Below are 22,509 nucleotides of genomic sequence, written 5' to 3'. Positions count from 1 at the left end.
GGTAGCATACTTTTACGTTCTCCTTTTTTTATCTATAATTATTTAATAGATAATTTATTAACTACAATATAATTATAATTCAGTACACTAATAAATTTATTCAAGTAAATTATATACAAAAAACAAAAGGTACACTCTAACCTAGTGTACCTTTTCAAAATTTATATATTAAAATTTAGGGGAATATAATGAATAATTTTCATTACCTTTTAATTATTGACAATATTTCTTTATATATTCACTTATATAAAATTTTTTTATAATTTAATTATCTATATTACTGTACAATTTTAATTTTTCAAGAAACACGGATGCCAATCTAGAAATATTATTTTCATGTACTAAATAGGAAAAATATCTATTATAATTATCCTTTATAGAAATAACCTCTACTTCATTATTTTTAACTGCTTCATTAATTACTAAAGATGAAATAAAACTTATTCCCAGATTATTTTTAACCGCTTCTTTTATTGCATAATTACTCCCTAATACAATAAAATTTTTAGGATGTATATCTTCATCATTAAGAAAAATATTCAGGTTTTCTCCTGTTCCCGAACCTTCTTCTCTATGTATCCAGGTTTGTTTTGACAGATAGTCTTTTAAATTAGAATTTAAATTTTGGGAAGATAAATATGGTACCACGATAACCATAGTATCTTTGTAAAAATTTTTATATACATAATTTTCTACTGGCACCGTACCTTCAACTAAAGCTATATCTATATCATAATTTTTAAATTTATCATAAATATGCTTAGTATTTTCTATAGTAACATCCAGCTTTACTTCAGGAAATTCTTTAATAAAATCACCCAATATGGAAGGAAGTAAAAATTCTCCTATAGTCATACTTGCCCCAATCTTTAAAGTCCCAGAAATGGAATTATGATAATTGTTTAATTCTTCTTTAGTCTCCTCTAAGAATCCTATCATCTGTTTAGCCCGCTTATATAAAATTTTCCCAGTTTGTGTAATTAATATATTCTTCTGTTTATTTGATCTTTCTATTAATCTTGTATTGAAATATCTTTCTAAAATGGATATATGCGAACTAACACTTGGTTGAGATATATTAATGAAATTAGCAGCTTTAGTAAAACTTTTCTTATCTACTACAGCAATAAAGGTCTTTAATTCCTCTATCACAATATCACCTCGTCTATTAAAAATATTAATAAGTATAATAAAAAATACGTATTATACTTATTGATTAAAAGAAACTATACTATATATATATTAATATTTCAACAAAGATAGGTGATTTAAGTGAAGACTTTGAATGATATTCTTTTAAAGGAAATTGATGATTTTAGAAATTTAGGCTATAAATTTTTAAATAATGAGATAAGTAAAATGGATTTTAAAAAAGTTTCTGGTGGTATGGGTGTGTATGCACACCGAAATAAAAAAGATTTTATGATAAGGCTCAGAATACCTTCTGGAATAGCTTCTAGAAAAGATTTAAAATTAATCTATAACTTTGCAAATAAGTATAATTTAAAAGGAATACATTTTACTACCCGCCAAGCAGTTCAACTGCACGGAATTGATATTGACGGTATTTGCCATATAATGAAGGAAGGTATAGAAAATGGATTATATTCAAGAGGTTCAGGTGGAAATTTTCCAAGAAATGTTGCAATTTCCCCTTTATCAGGCGTAGAAAAAAATGAGGCCTTTGATGTATCTCCCTATGCTCTAGCTGTAGGAAAGTATTTTTTAGACAGGATATATAGCTATAAACTTCCAAGAAAACTTAAAGTTTCATTTTCCAGTAATTATGAAGATGCATCTCATGTAACAGTAGTAGATCTTGGTTTTTTAGCTGTGAAAAAAAATGAAAAAGAATACTTTAAGATATACTTTGGTGGAGGCCTTGGGAGAAATCCTAAATTATCTGTAGAATTTCCCGATCTAATATATCCGAAAGATGTATTATATCATATTGAGGCAATGACAAAATTTTTCATAGCGGAAGGAGATTATAAAAATAGCGGTAAGGCTCGTGTAAGGTATATATTGGATAGAATGGGTAAAGAAAATTTCATAAACTGCTATAAAAATCACTTGAAAAAAGTAATTGTAAATGAAAATTTAGACCTAAATGTTAAAAACAAAGTTTATAGCAAAAAAGGATTAGAAACTTCAATAGAACATCCTAGATTATTTCCTCAAAGACAAGCTAGATTGTATAGTGTATATATACACCCAATAGGAGGACAATTACAATTAAAAGACTTAAAACTAATATTAGAAGAAACAGAAAATATTGAAGATGTTGAAATAAGATTATCCTTGACTGAAGGTATATATATTAGAAATTTAAACGGAAAAGAAGCAGAAAGCCTTCTTAAAAGTACAGAACATATAGGCGGCACTACAAAACTAGAGCATTCTGTATCCTGTATCGGTGTTCCAATCTGTCAGATGGGAATTTTAAATACTCAGAATACCTTAAAAGAAATAGTAGACTATTTTCACAAAAATAATTTTACTAAAGATATATTGCCACAAATACATCTGTCTGGATGCCCAAATTCCTGTGGTGTACATGAAATAGGTAAAATTGGATTCTGTGGAAAGATGAAGAGAATTAATGGTGATTTAAAAAATGTATTTGAACTTCATTTAAACGGAACTCTTGGTATAGGCAAAACAAAACTTGCTGAATACAAAGGGGATATCCTTCAAGAAAAAGTGCCTGATTTTTTGTATGAATTGGCTATAAGCATAGATGAATCTATGGAAGAGTTCTCCGAATATATTCAAAATCATAAAGAAAACTTAAATAACATTCTCAATAAATATATTGTGTAAAGAAAAAGGTACATGGATTTTCTAAGCAAAAATCTATGTACCTTTTACAGTTTAATATATTGTATTTAGAATTTCATTCCATATATTTATGGATTTCAAGGAATACAAACGAAACGTACTATTATATTATAAATTTATATTTAATATGTTTTTTACTAATAGTCCTACAATGAAAGAAAAAGCCGCCACCCCTAAACTTACACCTGCCATCTGAAGAAACCTTTTTTTAAAATTAAGTCCTTTGGCCACAGATATATAATAATTGAATAAAGATATTATGACTACAGCAATAATAAGACTTATTATAAGAGCTTGTATATACATATTTTCATGTGTAAAAATAAATGGAAGTATCAACAAAGCCACAGTTCCTAAATAGGAAATACCTGTATATAAACTAGATTTTAAAGCATTTTTGGTACCTTCTGTTTTTTCAGCAATATACTCACTAGCTGCCATGGAAAGGGTGGCTGATATACCCGTAATCAATCCCGCCAAAGCTATTACTCTGGTGTTTGCCATAGACAAGGTAAATCCCGCCAAACTGCCTGTTATCTCTACTAATGCATCATTTAATCCAAGCACTATGGCTCCCACATATTTAAGTCTCTCTTCATCCAGCATATCGATTAACAACAACTCATGTTTTTCTTCTTCTTCTGCTATTTTTGAAAGTTTAGGAAAATTTTCTGACAGCTTTTCATAGCTATACCCTCTAACCACCTCATTTTCTCTTCCTTCCATTTGCTTAACGGCAAATGTAAATCCAAATACCTTAGCTGCTAAACAATAGAACCATACTCTTTTTTTGTTTACGGGAACCTCTTCATTAGTATAGGATTTTATCAAATTATAATGCTGCTCTTCTTCCTTAGCAATTTTGAGCATTATATTTCTGTTATTTTCATCTTTTGTAATCTGTGAAACTTTAGTATAGATTTCTTTTTCAGTTATCTCATTGCACTGCATAGTAATTAAAACTTTTTTAAAATCTTCTTCCATATTCATCCTCTCCAATATTAATATAATTTAATTATACTACCGTAAGCAAAACAATAGACATATATAAAAGAATTTTTATTTGATGATGTAACCATGCATGAGATTTTTTCTATAAAAGTCCAATGGTCCAATGGAACTATAATTGAATTTAGAAGAATATTACAAACTAATATTCAATAAAAAAGCACCCTTCATTCAGAGTGCTTTTTGCTATTTTAGATTAGATGTTTCTTACTTAATCTAAAATTTTTAAAAATTATATATTATTTATTGGAATTTATAGATTTAATACCATTTGTAAACTCTTGTATATTTTTATTATTATATTTAGATTTTAAAGCAGCACTTTGCGGCTGAATTCTATCACCATTTTTTAAGAATCTACCTTGAAAGTCTCCTGTACCTATATATGCATCTTTAGTAATTGGACCATCATATTTAGTTAAAAACAAAATATTAGGTTGACCTTCTTTTAAAACAGGAGAGTTTTCTAAAACCACTTCAACTTTTTTACCTATATTTTTTTTAACTTCAGTAGGATTATCAAAGGATTTACTTAAATTAGCATTTTGTTTGATAGTTTCTATTCCACCGGTTTGTAAAAGATTTATAGTATCTCCAACTTTAATATTATCATAATCTTTTAGTACATTCGTGACTTTAACTGTTGAAATTGTAAAAACAGTATCTTTAAAATTTATATAGTTGTTAGCTAAAATACTGCCTTCTATTATTAAAACACTATCTGAAGCTAATTCATTTATATTATTATAAGTTTTAACCATTGATGCACTTATATTTATAGTTTCAATATTCTCATTAGAATTTTTAGCAACAGAACTTTTAATTTCAGTATTTATGCTTTGATTTGAATTTTTGTTTATATCATTATTAGAACAACCATAAATAAATAATGAACTAATAGCACAAAAAATTAATAATAATTTTTTCAAATTAATTCTTCTCCAATAAAAATTTACTTTAAAACATTATTGCTAGTATCTTTAAGCACTACATCATGAGCTCCGCCTTCTACAATAGAAGTGGATGATACCAATGTGATTTTTGCATTTTTCTGAAGTTCTGGAATACTCATGGCTCCACAATTACACATAGTTGAACGTACTTTACTTAAAGTCAATGATACATTATCTTTAAGGCTTCCTGCATAAGGTACATAGGAATCTACACCTTCTTCAAAAGATAATTTTTTATCACCGCCCATATCATATCTCTGCCAGTTTCTTGCACGGTTAGAACCCTCTCCCCAGTACTCTTTCATATAAGTTCCGTTAATACTAACTTTATTAGTAGGACTTTCATCAAAACGAGAAAAATACCTTCCAAGCATAATAAAGTCAGCTCCCATAGCAAGAGCAAGAGTCATATGATAATCATATACAATTCCTCCATCGGAACATATAGGTATGTATACACCTGTTTTTTCAAAATATTCATCTCTGGCCTTAGCCACTTCTATTACTGCAGTTGCCTGCCCTCTACCAATACCCTTTTGTTCTCTTGTAATACAGATAGAACCTCCGCCTATTCCTATTTTCACAAAGTCAGCCCCAGCTTCTGCTAAAAACAAGAATCCATCTCTGTCCACTACATTTCCTGCACCTACTTTTACCTTATCCCCATATTCTTTACGGATATAATCAATGGTCAATTTCTGCCATTCGGAAAATCCCTCTGAGGAATCTATACATAGTACATCAGCACCCGCATCTACTAGCGCTGGTACTCTTTTCTCGTAATCACGAGTATTAATTCCTGCACCTACAATATATCTCTTAGAACTGTCTAAAAGTTCCAATTTATTTTCTTTATTTGAATCATAATCTTTTCTAAATACCATATATGCAAGATGCTGATTTTCATCTACAATTGGCAGTGAATTTAATTTATAATCCCATATAATATTGTTAGCTTCTTTTAGAGTAATTCCCTTTTTCGCAGAAATTAATTTTGAAAAAGGCGTCATAAAATCAGCAACTTTGCACTCTGGTGACATTCTGCTTATACGATAATCTCTGCTGGTGACAATGCCTAAAAGTTTTCCTGTAGCTGTTCCATCCTCTGTAACCGCAACTGTAGAATGACCTGTCTTTTCCTTTAAATCTAAAATATCCTTTAATTTTTGATCTGGTCTTATATTTGAATCGCTGACAACAAAACCTGCTTTGTAATTTTTAACACGAGCTACCATAGCAGCCTCATCTTCTATTGATTGTGATCCATAAATAAATGAAATACCACCTTCTTTAGCCAGTGCAATTGCCATTTTATCACCTGAAACAGATTGCATAATTGCAGAAACTAAAGGTATATTCATTTCTATCTGAGAGGTCTCGCCTTTTTTAAATTTTACTACTGGCGTTTTTAAACTAACATTAGCTGGCATGCATTCTGCAGAAGAATACCCAGGCACTAATAGATATTCACTAAAAGTATGTGAGGGTTCATCAAAGTAAAAAGCCAAATTTATCAACTCCTTAAAATATAATTTAGTTAGTATTAACAATTATACATCATAAATTCTCTATTTGAAAATTATTTATAAATTACATTTAAACAACTATTCTGTTTTTACCATGTTTTTTGGCCTTATATAAATTTTTATCCAATTCTTCTATTACAGCATTAAACTCTACTTGACTATCAACAGTATATATTCCAAAACTTACAGTAATATTAATGCTTTTATCATTATATTTAAATTTATGTTTTTCTATTTTTATTCTCATGGATTCTATAATTTTATAAGCTTCTTCTCTATTAATATTATTTAATACAATCAAAAACTCATCTCCGCCATATCTTCCTACCCAATCTTCATTTTTAATTAAAAAATCTTTTATAATTTTACATGTATCCTTAAGTACTATATCACCCATTACATGACCAAAGTCATCATTAATCTGCTTAAAAGAGTCAAGATCTGCAATAACTATTGATATTGGTTTTTTAATTTTTATACTATTATCTATATCAATGGGCAACCTTTCATTAATATATCTTCGATTATATACATTAGTGAGGTAATCAGTTATAATTTTTTCATTTAAGGCACTAATTAGGTCTTTTAAATCACCTTTTCCATCTATATTTAAATCAGTTACAGACATTTCCTTTATCATTTCTAAGATATATTCTTTCCCACGAAATTTTATAGGTGTTGCAATTATGGAAAATATTTTTCCATTAATATATTCAAATTTAGTGAAAGTATCTTGTTCTATATAAGCTCTCATAGAAATACAATTTTTACATGAAGAATTACTTCCCCAAAATCTATAGCAAGGGCTTTCTATTTTTTCAACGTTATCATTTTTAGATATTATAGCTTTTTTATTCACAGGGTCTATAATTCTAATGACATCATATAAATTTTTAAATATAGACAATCTTTCTTTTACTTCTTCACATATATCCAACTTACCACACCAACTTTTTATTAATAAATTATTTCAATATATTTATATTAAGATGAAAGCATTAAGGAAAACTCTATTATAATACATTTTTAATTACTTTATTGAATATATTATAAAATACTAAAGTCTAGAATTCAACATAAAATATAATAGTTATTACCTAATAATTCAAAAACTTACCTAATTAGATATTTTTTTGACGATGATTATATACATTTTACCTCACTTAATGGAAATATAAATTTATATCAATTAACATCATATGTATAAAAAAAGACTCCATTATGGAGCCTCGGCCTTCATTTTTTCTTTAATATTATATAATTTTCATAATGCTTTGCTATTGTAATCGTCCAAATACAATACTATCAATATATCCGTGATTATTCTTATTAATATTGTTTATCAACTTTCTTGTTAAAACAATATCACTTTCATTTTCCACCTTATTTATAAATAAAATTCTATGTCCAACAGCGTTCTTGAATAATCCTTTAGAATGAAATATCAGCTTTGTAATATGATCTATATTTATAGTATCCCCCTCACAACTATCGGTAATATTCATAAATTGTTTAATTCTGTGAACATTATTTTCATTTATTTTTCTTCCTATATTTTCTATACTAAAAATCCCTATGGTATTATTGGTTTTATTACTTATAACAGGCTCATAATCACCCCAGCCCTTAATAGTTTTCCCCTTAGAACCATCTGATTCTATTAGGACATAATCAAAATAAGATAACTGCTCTTCTAAAAGTCTGCAATCTAATCCGATTAATTTATTATTGCTATTTACACTATCTCCATATACATAAATTCCCTTACAGCTTAACTTATTATAATAATCAAATTCACATTCACTCTTTGCAATATAATCATATTGATATTTTTGAGGTACGTATATTTTGGTAGTAGTAGTTACAAGAACTTTACTTTTCTGCCTTAATTCTTCTGCTAAGGAAAACATCAAGGTAGTTTTTCCACCTGCTCCAACAATAGATGTAATAGAACCTTTATGAATATTCAACAATTTCCTAAGTTTCATTATAAAAGTTTCATAAGTTCCATAGGACTATCAATTATTGTCTTTGCACCATTTTCCAGTAATTCATCAGCTTTTCTAAAACCCCAAGTAACTCCTACAGCGTACATACCAGCTGCATTTGCAGTTTTCATATCTACTCCTGTATCCCCAAGATAAAGATATTCATTTTCAGGTATTTTAGACAATTTTGATATTTCAAAAGCTGCTGTAGGATCAGGTTTTTTAGGTACATCCCTTCTTGCGCCCAAAACAACTTTAAATCGTTTTAATCCAAAAAATTTATCTATTAACAATCTGGTAAATTCATTAGGTTTATTTGAAAGTACAGACATTTCTATTCCCTTAGAATCTAAAGCTTCCATTAAATCGTTTATACCTTCATAGGGTCTTGTTAAATTATCCCATCTTCTATCATATTCTAACATAAATTCATCTAAACATGTCTTTACCATTTCTTCGTCTTTTGCACTACTTTCTGGCAAAGCCCTCCTTATAAGCTTTTCCATTCCATTGCCAATAAAATATTTGTACTTTTCTAAATCATGTATAGGATATCCATGATTTTGCAATATGCAATTCACTGAATCAGCCATATCATCAAGGGTATTTAGAAGTGTTCCATCAAGATCAAAAATAACTCCAGAATAACTCATATAGTTTCCTCCGTTTAATAAGACTAAAACTTCATTTATAATAAAATATGCCTCTATGTATAAATACTGCTACTACATTGATAATGTTTACCATGACTCTTATTAACTATTTTTTATAATAATTTAAATTTGTATGCTAAATATATTTTAGAAAAAAAAATATATATTTGCAAGTAAAAACTCTACTAATAAACTAACATTGCAAATTGAATCATTCCCATTAATCTTTTTCTTCTAGCCCTTACACTAAAAAAGAACAGTATAAAGTTGGTTTTTCATCTATACATAAAGTACAAAGTCCACAGCAAGTAGTATCACAACCTTTTCTCACATTACCTGTTAATATGTATAATTCCTCGTTCTATTGCTACAGCAGCAGCCTCGGACCTAGACTCAACATTAAGCTTACTATATATATTTGTTAAATGTGCTTTTACTGTCCTCTCTGATACTCCCATATCAAAAGCTATTTCTTTACTAGTGCATCCTCTTACAATAGCTTGAAGAATAAATAACTCTCTCTCTGTAATTTCACTATTAAAAGATTGATCTATTTGATTGACTTTCTTTTGTGTATTAAAAAGAGCTTTTGTTACTTCTGACTGAAGAAGAATTTCTCCTCTAAATGCAGCTTCAACAGTTCTAATAAGTTCCTCTCGTGTACTGTCCTTAAGCAAATATCCTTTTGCACCTAATGAAAGTCCTTGTTTTATTAAATTATCTTCATTGTAAGTTGTCAAAATAATTACAGGAATTGTATTATTCCTTTCATTTAATATTTTTATTGCCTCTAATCCACTCATTTTAGGCATAGATAAATCCATTAATATTACATCTGGTTTTAGATCTTCTACGAGCATTAAAGCCTTTTCACCATTTTCAGCCTCTCCAGCAACTTCATAATTATCTTCTGTTTCAAAAATTAATTTTAGGCCTTCTCTAACTACTAAATGATCATCAACTATCAGTATTTTTATTTTACTCATTTCCGTTAAATATTCCTTTCTCAGCCGGTATTATAATGTTAATTTGTGTACCGACTTTTTTTTCACTTTTAATTTTAATTTTCCCCTGAATCGCACGTACTCGTTCAGTTATTCCCAGTATTCCATAGTGACCATAAACTTTATCTAAACTTCTAACATCAAATCCAACACCGTCATCTATAACATTTATATTTATTTGTCTATCTTTTTCTGTTATATCAATTTGTACATTTTTTGCCTTTGCATGTCTTGCAATATTGTTTAAACATTCCCTTACTATATATAAAATGTATTCTATAACTTTTGTATATAATTTTGATTTTATATTAATATCTAAGTTAACAAAGATGTTTGAAATATTTTTAAATTTAGCAACTTCATCTTCTATTAAATTAACAAAATCTATCTCTAAATTATCTTCATTTCTCAAATCATCTATAACAAGTCTTGAATCTGCCAGAGTTTTTCTTGCATGTACCATTGCATTTTTCACAATTTCCTGAGCTCTAGCCGTATTATTCTTATTTAAATTAGCATTTACCGCCTCTAATTGCATAATTACACCAGCAAGACCTTGGGATAGCGTATCATGTAAATCTCTTGCCATCCTCTGTCTCTCATTAGTTAAAGTTAATTCTTCAACTCTATCATATGCAAGTTCCAATTCTTTTAAAATTTTCTGTGTATGAATACGTAATTTTACTTGTTTGAAAAAAATAGATGAATATGCAACCACAGCAATAACAGCTATAAGAAGGAATGGAATAGTTTGAGCAAGTTGATTAGCACCATCTATTATTACTACAGTGCCACAAAATACAGCATATAGAAATAAAAATATAAAAATAACTTTAAATTTATCATAATAAAATCCAATACCTTGAGAAATCAACACCGGAATCATTCCCATAAATAAAGCGTAATATCCTTTTTGCATTATAAACGCAGCACCAAAAATAATTATGCCTTGTATCACAAAATACACCGAATATCTTGCCTTAAAAGTATTACAAAATAAGTATATAATTAAATAGCTTATAATTACTACAGTAAAAATCATACTGGCAAATAATGAAGGTTTTCTGATATTTTGCAAAAATAAAGTTGCTATATAAATTAAAATAATGCATACGATTGTAGGCATTTTAAAAATATCATTCTCATCTATTTCAATTTTGTTCATAAATTTATTTAATATTTTGCTCACCTACCTTTTACCCAAGATTATGTCACACATTAATTTATTTGTCAAAGTGCGCAAAGCTATAGTATTCATTTTGTAACTTGAAATACTATAGCTTCCATTTTATTATTCCTTAGATATTTTAACTAACCTGTTCTTCTTTCATCAAATCTTCGCCTTCAACATCAATTTTAGGAAGAATTTTGTCTAACCACTTTGGCATGTACCAAGTTTTTTTACCTAATAGTACCATAACTGCTGGTACAAATGTCATTCTTACAATAAATGCATCAAATAAAACTCCGAAAGCAAGTGTAATTCCCATAGATTTAACGTTAGCATCAACATTGAAAGCAAATCCTAAGAACACCGCTGTCATTATTAGTCCTGCTGCAGTTACTACAGTACCACTATTTTTTATTCCAGAAATGACTGATTGTTTTGCATTACCTGTTTTTGTGAATTCCTCTCGCATACGGCTTACTAAAAACACTTCATAATCCATAGCTAATCCAAATAAAATTCCCGTAACCAATATAGGTAAGAAACATAATACAGGTTCACGTGCCGCAACATTAAATAATCCAGATAAATGTCCATCCTGCAAAACCATAACTCCAAATCCTAAAGTTGAAAATATAGTCATCATAAAACCCAAAACAGCTTTAATAGGCACAAATATAGATCTAAAAACCAAAGTCATTAAAATCAAGGCGAGTCCAACAATTACTAGTATAAACTTAGGCATAGCTTTGCTGAGCATATTTTCAGTATCTATATTAACTGCTGTTGATCCAGTTACCATAATTTCAACTTTTTTATTCTTCTGAATAGTTTCAGCTTCTTTGTTAATTTTCTCAACTAAATCCTTAGTTTCTTTATCATTTGGTCCACTTTTAGGTATTATATTTATCATCGCTAATTTTCCATTACCTACTGGGATAGCTGGCGATATAAATTTTATATCTGGCAATTTTTCTATTTCTTTAGTTACCTCTTGAAGCGTAACTAAATAGTTTCCGCTAGCTTTAGAAGCATCTGCTACAACTATAAGCTGACCATTAATACCTTTCCCAAAGCCCTCGGACATAATATCATATCCTTTACGTTCTGTGGAATTCTTTGGTTTGGCTCCATTGTCGGGAAGTCCCAATTCTAAATGAAGAGCCTGATAACTAAATAAAGCAGTTACAATTAAAACAGAAACCACTATAATAATTGGATATTTACTTACAATACCTCCCCAAAAGCTATGCTTTTGTTTCTTATCCTTAACTTTTATGGATTTGAAAATCTTATTTTTTCGCTTTGGACTTATACGTTCCCCAGCAAGACTTATTACTGCTGGAACTGTAATAAGCGAAGCCACTACTACCAAAAGTACCACTGCGGCTGCACCTAATCCCATAACCTTTAAAAATGGAACCCCAACTAGGGAAAGACCACTAAGTGCTATAATAACAGTTACACCTGCGAATAATACCGCACTACCCGCTGTAGCCATTGCTCTTGATACTGATTCTTGTAAGCTATAGCCTTCTCCTACATTTTGACGATACCTGGAAATTATAAATAATGCATAATCAATTCCTACCGCTAAGCCAATCATTGCTGCTAAAGACAGAGAAAAGACTGGTGTATCAACATAATTTGAAGATATAAATATACACATTAATCCTGATAATAACCCGATAATTGCTGTCATTATTGGTAAGCCAGCTGCTAAAAATAGTCCAAAAGTAATTAAAAGAACAACGAACGCAGCTATAAGCCCAACTGCATCGGAGGCTCCAACGATTTCAAGTTCAGAAAAACTAACGTCTCCTCCTAATTCAGTTTGAATTCCTGCATCTCTTGTAATACCTATACTTTGCAACACTTTATTTTTTGATTCTTCTGATACTTTATCTGCCTTTTCATTGTATGTTATATCTGCATAAGCTATTTTTTTGTTTTCGCTTATAGTCATCATCTTATATGGATCAGATACAACTAAAACATTCTTATCTTCTTCTTGTATTTTAGTTCTTAATTTATCTATTGAATCTTTAATCGATGTATCCATAAGAGTTTTGCCATTGTTAACTTTGAAAATAAGCCTTATTGTAGATGTATCATTATTTTTATTTGTAGATGTAGCTTTTTCTAGCAGTTTGCCAGCTTTTTCAGATTTACTTCCAGGAATAGAAAAACTATCACTAAATTTCATACCTGAACTTAAAGTTACAACTGCTAATGCTACTATAATTAACAGCCATGCTAAAATAACTCTTTTTGGTCTCTTATAAACCCAATCACCTATTCTGTACAATAATTTTGCCATGAATACCCTCTTTTGATCTATTTACGTACTAGATCATTTGTATACATTTCATTATAAAGCTAGCATGATATCCAAACAATTGTACCTTAGGGCAAACGGATTGTACTTTTGGGCAAAAATTGAAAGCTGAATATTAAAATCAACTTGCTTAACCCCCAGCTCTCACCCTTTTATTCTTAACTAGTCTGCTATTTTTTAGGTCTTCAACATATTCATCTCTAGTTATTTTATCTGACAAATAGCCGCTGTAACATTATTAATTTATCTGGCACTTATATTTTTCTTAAGTCCTAATTTTTCCACATGATAATAACCAGCTGTAGCTATATCATTATTCTTTAGTATATTTTTAACTTTCTCTAAATCCTCTAATTTCATTCTTATAGAGAGTCCGCAGCTGGCAGTTATCTCTGTAGGTACAGGTATAACCTTAACTTTTATACCCTCATTCAACAATTCTCTTTCTGCTCTAATGGCACTATGAGTGGAATTAAAGGTTACCAAATTAAATATTTCTCTATTCATACTCTCCCCTTATGGCTTAATTATTTTATCTGCTACATTCATCTTTTCTACAATACTATACATATTGGTTATTTTACCTACGGCTAAATTATCTTTTATATTGTAATAATCAAGACATGTTCCACAGGTTAATATCTCTACTCCAAGCTGTTCTAATTTCTGCAAATCTTCTATTACTGGAGAATCCTTCACAGAAAGTTTTGCTCCTCCATTATAAAAAATAATACTGACTGGCAGTTTCTCTACTTCTGTTAAAGCATAGATAAATCCTTTAATAAGAATTTTGCCCAGTTCTTCATCGCCGTCTCCCATGGTAATAGAAGAAATAACTACTAAAGTGTTATCTTTTTTATACTGTTTAATTGCTTCATTATTTTCCAATGTATCAATCTGATTTTGTGAGAGCTTATCCTCTGCTTCTGAAACTTCACCTTTTATAATTTCAACTTCATAGTGCTCTTTATTTACAGTTTTACTACTATACTTGTACCCAAGCTCCTTAGCCATTTTTTCCAAGTTTTCCTTAGCTGTTTCATTATCTACAATAACTAAAACTGTTCCGTTCTTTTCAATATTTTTAAGTTCCTTCTTTGTCTTTATAATTGGTATTGGGCACACATCACCCTTTGCATCTATTCTTATCATAATATTCACTTTCTCTCCTTATTTTGTACAATTTATCATTTCACCTGACTAACTTGGCATAACTCTCCCCCTTCTTAAAGTGGGAGTTCAACGCCAAGTAAGCATGCATTTGCAGTTCTAAAATTCAGATGGGGTAAAAGAATCCCCACCTGAATTAAGAACTTGCTTCAACTATTATGTTTACATCCTGTCTCTCTATTACTTCTCCCACTATTTGAGACTTTATTTCAAGTTCATTTAAATCTTTTATTAGATCTTCTGCCTGAAATTTATCCACACTTGCTAAAAGTCCGCCGGAAGTCTGTGGATCAAATAGTATTTCTTCTATAGCAAATTCAATATTTTCAAGTTTAACTTTTTCAAGAAGATGTTTTCTATTCTTTTGCCCTGCGGCGGTTATAAAAAATTCCTTCGCATAGTCATAAGCTTCTTCAATATATGGAACACTGTTTACATCCACAGAAATAGTATACTCAGTACTTGCCATTTCATTTAAATGTCCCAAAAATCCAAAACCCGTTACATCTGTACAAGCATTAACTTTATATTTTTTAATCTTTTCTGCAGCATATTTATTTAAAGTTTCCATAGACTTTATAGCTTTTCTATAAGCAGTTTCATCGGCTTCTCCTACCTTATTGGCAGTGGTTATTATGCCCACTCCCAGTGGTTTTGTAAGTATAATCTTATCTCCTATACTACAGTTATTATTGGGAAGTATTTTTTTAGGATTTATTATTCCAGTTACAGACAATCCATATTTAGGCTTATCATCATTTATGGAATGTCCTCCACATACTATTCCCCCTGCTTCCTGAACCTTTTCGGCACCACCTCTCAATATTTCTGCAAGTATTTCTCCCTCTAATCTTTCTGGAAAACATACTATGTTAAGAGCAGTTTTAACCTCTCCTCCCATGGCATAGACATCACTAAGAGCATTGGCAGCAGCTATTTTCCCAAAGGTATAGGGATCCTCAACTATAGGTGTAAAAAAATCTAAAGTTTGTATTATAGCTATGTCCTCAGTGAGTTTATAAACTGCTGCATCATCTGAGCTGTCAAAACCTATAAGCAGATTCTCATCAAATCTATTTGGAATATTTTTAAGTATCTTTTGCAAAAATCCTGGTGCCAGTTTTGCACTGCATCCTCCTCCACAGGAGAATTCTGAATTCTTTTTTTCCACATTTTTCACCTTATTTCTAATTATTAAAATTTTATATTAAAAAGTAATCCTCTTATCAGTTTTACTTTCCAATATTAACCCTGCAGCTACTTTAGAAATCATGTTATAATATATTACAATGCGAAAGGAGCATCTTACTAATGATCTACTTTGATAATGCAGCTACAAGTTTTCCAAAACCACCGGAAGTTGCAAGGTCAGTATTTGAAGCTATAAATAGCTTTGGGAATCCATCCAGAGGCAGCTATAACCTATCCCTTGATGCTGCAAGAAAAGTGTATGCCGCAAGAGAAAAGATTGCAATGCTATTTAACTTAAAAGATCCATTAAATGTGGCCTTTACCTCCAACGCTACGGAAAGCCTCAATATTGCCATAAAAGGCTCATTTAAGCCAGAAGATCACATAATAACTACAGCAATGGAGCACAATTCTGTATTAAGACCTCTTTATGAGCTTAAAGAAAAAGGGGTTCAAGTTTCCATTATAAAATGTAATAAAAGAGGATTGTTAAATTACACTCATGTTGAAAATGAAATAAAGCAACACACTAAAGCTATAATCTGTACTCATGGTTCAAACTTAACAGGTAATCTAATAGACATAGAAAAAATAGGAGAAATATGTAAAGTCCATAATCTATTGTTTATATTAGATGCTTCTCAAACTGCGGGGGTTTTTCCCATTGATATGGAAAGACACAATATTGATATTCTCTGTTTTACAGGACATAAATCTCTCTATGGTCCCCAAGGTACTGGTGGAATATGCCTAAAGAATCACTTAAGCATAAATCCACTGAAAACAGGTGGCAGCGGAAGTTTTTCTTTTGCAGAACATCATCCATGTGCTATGCCGGATGCACTGGAAGCAGGCACAATTAATGCTCACGGTATTGCTGGACTTTTATCAGGCATTCAGTTCATAGAAAATACTGGTATAGATACAATACTAAGTCATGAATTAAAGCTTATGTGGCAATTTTATAATGGAGTTAAAAATCTTCCAAAGGTGAAAATCTATGGTGATTTTTCTACTACTCTAAGAGCTCCTATTGTCTCCCTTAACATAGCTGACTATGACTCCAAAGATATAAGCCAAGAGTTAGCAGATAGCTATGATATAGCCACAAGGGCTGGAGCCCACTGCGCCCCGCTAATGCATAAAGCCTTAGGCACAGAAAAACAAGGTGCTGTCAGATTTAGCTTTTCCTACTTTAACACTGCTTTAGAAATAAAAACCGCTATTAAAGCTATAAAAAACTTAGCAGATAGTTAAATAAAAATTTAACTATTTGCATTTTTTAAACTTATTGTAACCTATTACTGCTGCTCCGATAGCTCCAGCATATTGAGACAAAGAAGATGTTTCTATGCGAACACCTAAAAATTTTTCTAATCTAATTTTTAATTCCTGGCTGCCGCTAAGTCCACCTGTAAAAAACACTGTACTTTCAACATCGATTTTAGAAACAAAATTAGCTGTTCTTTTAGCTATAGAGGATAAAATTCCAGATAGGATTTCTTCCCTTGGAACTTCCTCTGCAATTAAACTTATAACCTCAGATTCAGCAAATACAGTACACATACTGGATATAGAATAGGGTTCTATCCCTTTAATCATAGTATCTATGGATTTAACATCTGTATCCAATATATTTACTATTACTTCTAAGAATCTTCCCGTGCCTGCTGCACATTTGTCATTCATTAAAAAGTCCACAATATTACCATCTCTATCTAACTTTATAACTTTGCTATCCTGTCCACCTATATCTATTACAGTTTTTACATTTGAATTAAGATATTTTGCCCCTTTTCCATGACAGGTTATTTCTGTGACCTTCTTATCTGCAAAATCTGCTAATTCTCTACCATATCCCGTCACCACCATATAAGGCTTTTCTTTCAGTCCCTCAGACAATTCCTCATATATGTTAAGTATACTTTCTCTAGGCTTCACAGAAGTTTTTCTTATAAGCTTTTTTACTATATCACCATTATATAAGATTCCCTTTGTGGTGGTAGAACCAGAATCTATACCTATAGAATAAAACTTCACATTATCAGCCCCTCTGATTCAATAATCTTTAACATAATCAGCTAACATTCCTATGCTGAGCTACAGCATTTCAATAAAAGCTGCCATTCTAGTATTTAACTGTCCTATATCAGACTTAGAATAGTCTGTTTCCAAAGCCATGTAAGGAATATCAAACTTACTGCTGGTAAATTTCTTTACGGAAAGAGTTTCTACAGCATAGGTATGACAAGCCTGCAGCACCACATCTACTACTCCATCTACTTTATATTCTTCTATCATTTTTCCCAGCAAATCCAGCCTATTAGGATTAGGAGACATACAAGAACAACCTATAGCTAAATACTTTTCTGCTAAAGCATCAAAAACATTCTTATCCTCATCTACTAAAAGTTCATTCGCCTTAGATACATTGCAATTCTCAAAGGCAACTACATAGGCACCATTATCTTCTATAGCCTTTATAACCTTTTCTGCCGCTCCTCCAATAGGACAGCCTGTTATTAAAATTCTAGGTTTAGACTCCAGCCTTTTACCTTCTTCATAACCTCTTCTCACTGTTTCCGTTAGTTCAGATAATTCTTTTATAGAATTTTCCTTATTAAATTTAAATCCAGATCCATTTATAACCTTGAATATATCATGACCTGTAAGTGCTGGTGGTTCTAACTTGCCTAGAGAATAAAATCTCTTCAGTGCCTGTCTTTCTTTATTTTTAATTTTAATTGCCTCTTTTATTCTCTCTTCAGATACTTTAATACCAAACTTTTCTTCTATGGTCTCCTTTAATTTTACAATTTCACTTTTCCAAAGTCCAAAGCTCTTATCTCCACTTTGACTATTAGGCAGCTGCATTACATGTACAGATTTAAATTCTCCTAAATACTCATACATTTTCTTTTTTCCATCACAGGTAGTTTCCCCCACAATCAAATCAGAGAAATAGAAATATGGACACTTATCTGTCTTTCCAAAACCATAGCTGCTTTTTATTAGAGGACATAGATTTCTTGGTAGATCTTTTTCTGCATCTCCTATAGTTTCATCTGAAGTAGAACACAACGAAACCACCACAGCCCCTGATGCCATGGCTATTTCCTGAGGCATATAAGTACAAAAGGTTCCTATTAATGCTATACCTTTGTCTTTTAAATTCTTTGCTGTAATAAATCCATTTTTTCTAGCTTCGGAAAAACTTTCATATATTTCTGGTAAATCCTTTTTAATATTCATAACAACCCCCAATAAGGTATTTTAAAAAAGTAAAGTTAAATATATCCGTATCTTATCATTTAAACAAATAACTTGCTGACTATTAATCAACAAGTTATTTGTTTAATTTCCAATATTTATTGGCTATATAAGCCCAGATTTCTATCAAAAGCCTAATTTTTTGTCTATATAATGTATCCTGAAATTCATCAATTATACTTCAGCAATAGCTTCAACCTCTAATTTTGCATCCATTGGTAACTTACCAACTTCAAAGCAGGATCTAGCTGGATAATTGCTTGTAAAATAAGTAGCATAAACTTCATTTACTGCTGCAAAGTCATTTATATCCTTTAAATAAACTACTGTTTTTACTACTTTATCTAAAGAAGAACCACCTTCTTCTAAAATAGCTTTTAAGTTTTCAAAAACTCTAACTGCAGCTGTCTTTATATCTCCATCTACTAACTTTCCTGTAGCAGGATCTAGTGGAATTTGGCCTGAAGTGAATATTAAGTTTCCTACCTTATTGGCCTGTGAATATGGTCCGATTGCTCCCGGTGCATTTTTAGTTGCTATTATTTCTTTACTCATTTTTTATTCCTCCTATTTATGTACTAACTTTAATTTATTTTATTATAGTAAATACCATTAAAGTTTAAATTTTATATTATTAATTTTAATGGTATATTTTAAACTAATTTATTGTATCTCAACTATATAAACCAATATACTAAAATCCTTAAGACTTAATTAGTATATAATTCAAATCATTTTCTGCTCTTTCTATAGGCCGTATTTTCTAAAGGCAATTTTGTCCTGAATACTCCATCCAAATTGTAGTAGGCTCCTTGAACTGCTGGTGCTGTAGGTACTACTACTATTTCTCCTACACCCTTAGCTCCATAGGCAAGTTTATCTGTATTTTTTTCTATTATTATAGGTTTTATTTCAGGCACAGTATTAGCCCTAAAAAGTCCTAGTGTTCCAAATTTAGCAGTTGGTACAGAATTTTTTAACGGATAATCCTCTGTAAGGGCATATCCAAGCCCCATTACTACACCGCCTTCAATTTGGCCTTCAACATTGGTAGGATTAATAGCTCTCCCCACATCATGGGCTGCTATAAATTCTTTTATAAATCCCTTTTCGTCCAATATTACCATTTGAGTAGCATACCCATAGGCCACATGGCTCACTGGATTAGGTTTATCTGATCCTATAGGATCTGTATCGAAGGAGTACTCTCCATAAAAATCTTCCCCTTCTAATTCCTGCAAAGTTCTAGTTTCTAAAACTTTCTTTAACTTCTCTGATACCACTCTCACTGCCTCTCCCGTAAATACTGTCTGTCTTGAAGCCGTAGTAGTACCTGAATCTGGTGTTATAGAGGTATCAGGGTCATCTAATACTACAAACTTTGGACTTACACCTGTGGTTTCACAGAAGATCTGTGTTGCAATTGTACCAAGTCCCTGACCTATACAAGCAGCACTGGTTCTAATATGAATTTTCCCATTAATTATAGTAAGTCTGCATCTTCCTATATCAGGCAGACCAACACCAATTCCGCTGTTTTTCATAGCACAAGCTATGCCTACATATTCCTTTTCTTGATCCTTATGCTTAAAGTATTCATCTTTTACTGCCAAAAGTGTTTCTTTTAATGCTGTACCTTCGTCAGCAATTTGACCATTAGGTAATTCCTGACCCTCTTCAATAGCATTTATATACCTGATTTCCCAAGGAGATATTCCTACCATCTCAGCCAGTTTATTTAGATTACATTCTGTAGCAAAGGCTGACTGTGTAACTCCAAATCCCCTAAAAGCTCCTCCAGGGGGATTATTAGTATAAACAGATTTCCCAACTATATCTATATTTTGATAATTATAAGGTCCCGCGGCATGAGTACAAGCTCTTTGCAGTACTGGTCCTCCTAATGATGCATAGGCTCCTGAATCAGATATGAGAGTAGCTTTCATCCCTGTAAGAACTCCATTTTCATCACAAGCTGTAGTAAATTCCATTTCCATGGCATGTCTTTTAGGATGAACAGCTATACTTTCTTTACGGGACAAGGTAACCTTCACTGGCTTTCCAGTTTTATAGGCAAGAAGAGCTGCGTGATGCTGAACACTCATATCCTCTTTTCCACCAAAACCTCCACCTACGTAAGCACTTTTTACTCTTATCTTATCTTCTGAAAGTCCTAAAAGTTCTGTTATCTCACGTTTTTCATCATATACACTTTGACCACCAGTATAAAGCAGTATACCTTCCTTATCAGGTACCCCTATAGCACATTCCGGTTCTAAAAATGCATGCTCTGTAAAGGGAGTAGAATACTTATATGTTACCACATATTTTGAATTTTTAATAGCTTCCTCAGCATTTCCTCTTCTTAATACCTCTTTTACCAATAGATTACCTTTGGAATGAATCTTAGGTGCATCTTTCTTTAATCCTTCTTCTGGAGTTGTAACTGTCTTTAACTTTTCATATTCTACTTCAATAAGTGCTAAAGCTTCCTCTAATATCTTCTTTGACTTTGCTGCTACCAAGGCTACAGCATCACCAATATATCTAGTTTCTTCCCCCACAGCCACAAGTGCTGGCCAATCCTTAACTATATGCCCTAAATATCTCTTCCCAGGTATATCCTCTGCGGTTAAAACTGCCTCTACTCCCGGATATTTTAAGGCTCTGGATACATCTATATTCTTAACTAAAGCTCTTGGATATTTTGTTCTAAGGGCGGATCCATAAATCATTCCAGGCATTTTAATATCATCAACATATTTAGCTCTTCCCAGAGTTTTTCTAATGGCATCTATCCTGTGAAATCTCTCTCCAACTTTTCCATCTTCATCTTCTATGGGTATTTCCCTATTTTCTCTTAGAATTTCAGCGGCCATAAGTATAGCTTTTTCAATCTTCACATATCCAGTACACCTGCATATATTTCCTCTAATAGCAGCTTTAACTTCCTCAGAAGTAGGATTATTGTTTTTATCTATTAATGCCTTAGCACTTACCACCATTCCCGGTATGCAAAAACCACATTGTACTGCCCCAGCCTCCGCAAAAGAATAGGCAAATACATCCTTTTCCCTCTGAGAAAATCCCTCAACTGTTAACACTTCTTTATTTTGGATCTTTGATATGGACAATATACAAGCTCTCATGGGCCTGTTATCTACTATTATCATACATGCTCCACAGGCACCCTCAGAGCAGCCATTTTTTACAGAAATCAAATCTTCCCGCTCTCTTAGATATTCCAAGAGATTCATATCCTCATTAACTGTAACCTCTGTGTTATTGAGTATAAATGTGTACACTTAATCACCGCCTTTCTATGTAATTTTAAGCTTAGGAAAAAAGTGCGAAGCTTTTCTCCATTTGATATTTGTTCTTTCAACTTTATACTTTGGA

Annotated in this window: 19 protein-coding genes; 2 read left to right on the top strand and 17 right to left on the bottom strand. The window is 31.3% G+C overall.

Features of this window, described 5'->3' with window-relative positions:
* Positions 1-264: 264 nt before the first annotated feature.
* A complete protein-coding gene (locus CLPA_RS01560; protein WP_003440847.1) occupies positions 265-1,152 on the bottom strand; it encodes a LysR substrate-binding domain-containing protein in 888 nt (295 codons plus the stop codon).
* Positions 1,153-1,272: 120 nt separating this feature from the next.
* Here CLPA_RS01560 and CLPA_RS01555 point away from each other — a divergent pair, with 120 nt between their 5' ends.
* A complete protein-coding gene (locus CLPA_RS01555; RefSeq protein ID WP_003440845.1) occupies positions 1,273-2,823 on the top strand; it encodes a nitrite/sulfite reductase in 1,551 nt (516 codons plus the stop codon).
* 126 nt (positions 2,824-2,949) lie between these two features.
* Here the strand turns inward: CLPA_RS01555 and CLPA_RS01550 are convergent, their stop codons facing one another.
* The 12 genes from CLPA_RS01550 to selD form a co-directional block, all read right to left on the bottom strand.
* Positions 2,950-3,825, bottom strand: coding sequence for a VIT1/CCC1 transporter family protein (locus CLPA_RS01550; RefSeq protein ID WP_003440843.1), 876 nt, complete (start codon positions 3,823-3,825; stop codon positions 2,950-2,952).
* A 263-nt stretch (positions 3,826-4,088) separates the two neighbouring features.
* Positions 4,089-4,778: a hypothetical protein gene (locus CLPA_RS01545; protein WP_003440842.1), complete on the bottom strand. Its 690-nt coding sequence runs from the start codon at positions 4,776-4,778 to the stop codon at positions 4,089-4,091.
* A gap of 23 nt (positions 4,779-4,801) precedes the next feature.
* The gene (locus CLPA_RS01540) at positions 4,802-6,310 is read right to left on the bottom strand and encodes an IMP dehydrogenase (RefSeq protein WP_003440840.1); all 1,509 of its coding nucleotides are present in this window, start codon (positions 6,308-6,310) and stop codon (positions 4,802-4,804) included.
* Positions 6,311-6,398: 88 nt separating this feature from the next.
* A complete protein-coding gene (locus CLPA_RS01535) occupies positions 6,399-7,265 on the bottom strand; it encodes a GGDEF domain-containing protein (RefSeq protein ID WP_003440838.1) in 867 nt (288 codons plus the stop codon).
* A 340-nt stretch (positions 7,266-7,605) separates the two neighbouring features.
* Positions 7,606-8,316 carry a selenium cofactor biosynthesis protein YqeC gene (gene yqeC / locus CLPA_RS01530; protein ID WP_003440837.1) on the bottom strand — a complete coding sequence of 237 codons (711 nt, stop codon included), beginning with the start codon at positions 8,314-8,316 and terminating at the stop codon, positions 7,606-7,608.
* A complete protein-coding gene (locus CLPA_RS01525; protein ID WP_003440835.1) occupies positions 8,316-8,969 on the bottom strand; it encodes an HAD family hydrolase in 654 nt (217 codons plus the stop codon). Before CLPA_RS01525 ends, yqeC begins: the two co-directional genes overlap by 1 nt.
* A gap of 332 nt (positions 8,970-9,301) precedes the next feature.
* Positions 9,302-9,955, bottom strand: a complete 654-nt coding sequence (locus tag CLPA_RS01520) for a response regulator transcription factor (protein ID WP_003440834.1) — start codon at positions 9,953-9,955, stop codon at positions 9,302-9,304.
* The gene (locus CLPA_RS01515) at positions 9,948-11,138 is read right to left on the bottom strand and encodes a sensor histidine kinase (RefSeq protein ID WP_003440833.1); all 1,191 of its coding nucleotides are present in this window, start codon (positions 11,136-11,138) and stop codon (positions 9,948-9,950) included. The genes CLPA_RS01520 and CLPA_RS01515 overlap by 8 nt, the downstream gene beginning before the upstream one ends.
* Positions 11,139-11,280: 142 nt before the next feature.
* Entirely contained in the window at positions 11,281-13,461 is a 2,181-nt protein-coding gene (locus tag CLPA_RS01510; protein ID WP_003440832.1) for an MMPL family transporter, read from the bottom strand.
* 261 nt (positions 13,462-13,722) lie between these two features.
* Positions 13,723-13,986 carry a putative Se/S carrier protein gene (locus CLPA_RS01505; protein ID WP_003440831.1) on the bottom strand — a complete coding sequence of 88 codons (264 nt, stop codon included), beginning with the start codon at positions 13,984-13,986 and terminating at the stop codon, positions 13,723-13,725.
* 9 nt (positions 13,987-13,995) lie between these two features.
* Positions 13,996-14,631 (bottom strand): sulfurtransferase-like selenium metabolism protein YedF, encoded by a 636-nt coding sequence (yedF, locus tag CLPA_RS01500; protein ID WP_003440830.1) that lies wholly within the window; start codon positions 14,629-14,631, stop codon positions 13,996-13,998.
* A 154-nt stretch (positions 14,632-14,785) separates the two neighbouring features.
* Positions 14,786-15,820, bottom strand: coding sequence for a selenide, water dikinase SelD (gene selD / locus CLPA_RS01495; protein WP_003440829.1), 1,035 nt, complete (start codon positions 15,818-15,820; stop codon positions 14,786-14,788).
* 140 nt (positions 15,821-15,960) lie between these two features.
* Between selD and CLPA_RS01490 the strand changes: the two genes are divergently transcribed.
* Positions 15,961-17,097 carry an aminotransferase class V-fold PLP-dependent enzyme gene (locus CLPA_RS01490; protein WP_003440828.1) on the top strand — a complete coding sequence of 379 codons (1,137 nt, stop codon included), beginning with the start codon at positions 15,961-15,963 and terminating at the stop codon, positions 17,095-17,097.
* Between the two features lie 12 nt (positions 17,098-17,109).
* Here the strand turns inward: CLPA_RS01490 and CLPA_RS01485 are convergent, their stop codons facing one another.
* The 4 genes from CLPA_RS01485 to xdh all read right to left on the bottom strand — a co-directional run bounded on the left by CLPA_RS01485 (position 17,110) and on the right by xdh (position 22,415).
* Positions 17,110-17,880, bottom strand: coding sequence for an acyl-CoA dehydratase activase (locus CLPA_RS01485; RefSeq protein ID WP_003440827.1), 771 nt, complete (start codon positions 17,878-17,880; stop codon positions 17,110-17,112).
* A gap of 60 nt (positions 17,881-17,940) precedes the next feature.
* A complete protein-coding gene (locus tag CLPA_RS01480) occupies positions 17,941-19,092 on the bottom strand; it encodes a double-cubane-cluster-containing anaerobic reductase (RefSeq protein WP_003440826.1) in 1,152 nt (383 codons plus the stop codon).
* Positions 19,093-19,284: 192 nt separating this feature from the next.
* On the bottom strand, positions 19,285-19,665 hold the full coding sequence (locus tag CLPA_RS01475; RefSeq protein ID WP_003440825.1) for a RidA family protein: 381 nt from the start codon (positions 19,663-19,665) through the stop codon (positions 19,285-19,287).
* A gap of 176 nt (positions 19,666-19,841) precedes the next feature.
* Positions 19,842-22,415, bottom strand: a complete 2,574-nt coding sequence (gene xdh, locus CLPA_RS01470; RefSeq protein ID WP_003440824.1) for a selenium-dependent xanthine dehydrogenase — start codon at positions 22,413-22,415, stop codon at positions 19,842-19,844.
* Positions 22,416-22,509 lie beyond the last annotated feature (94 nt).

It is taken from the genome of Clostridium pasteurianum DSM 525 = ATCC 6013 (assembly GCF_000807255.1).
Lineage (GTDB): Bacteria > Bacillota > Clostridia > Clostridiales > Clostridiaceae > Clostridium_I > Clostridium_I pasteurianum.
Note: the sequence above shows the minus strand (reverse complement) of the source record. Positions and strands in the feature narration are given on the sequence as shown.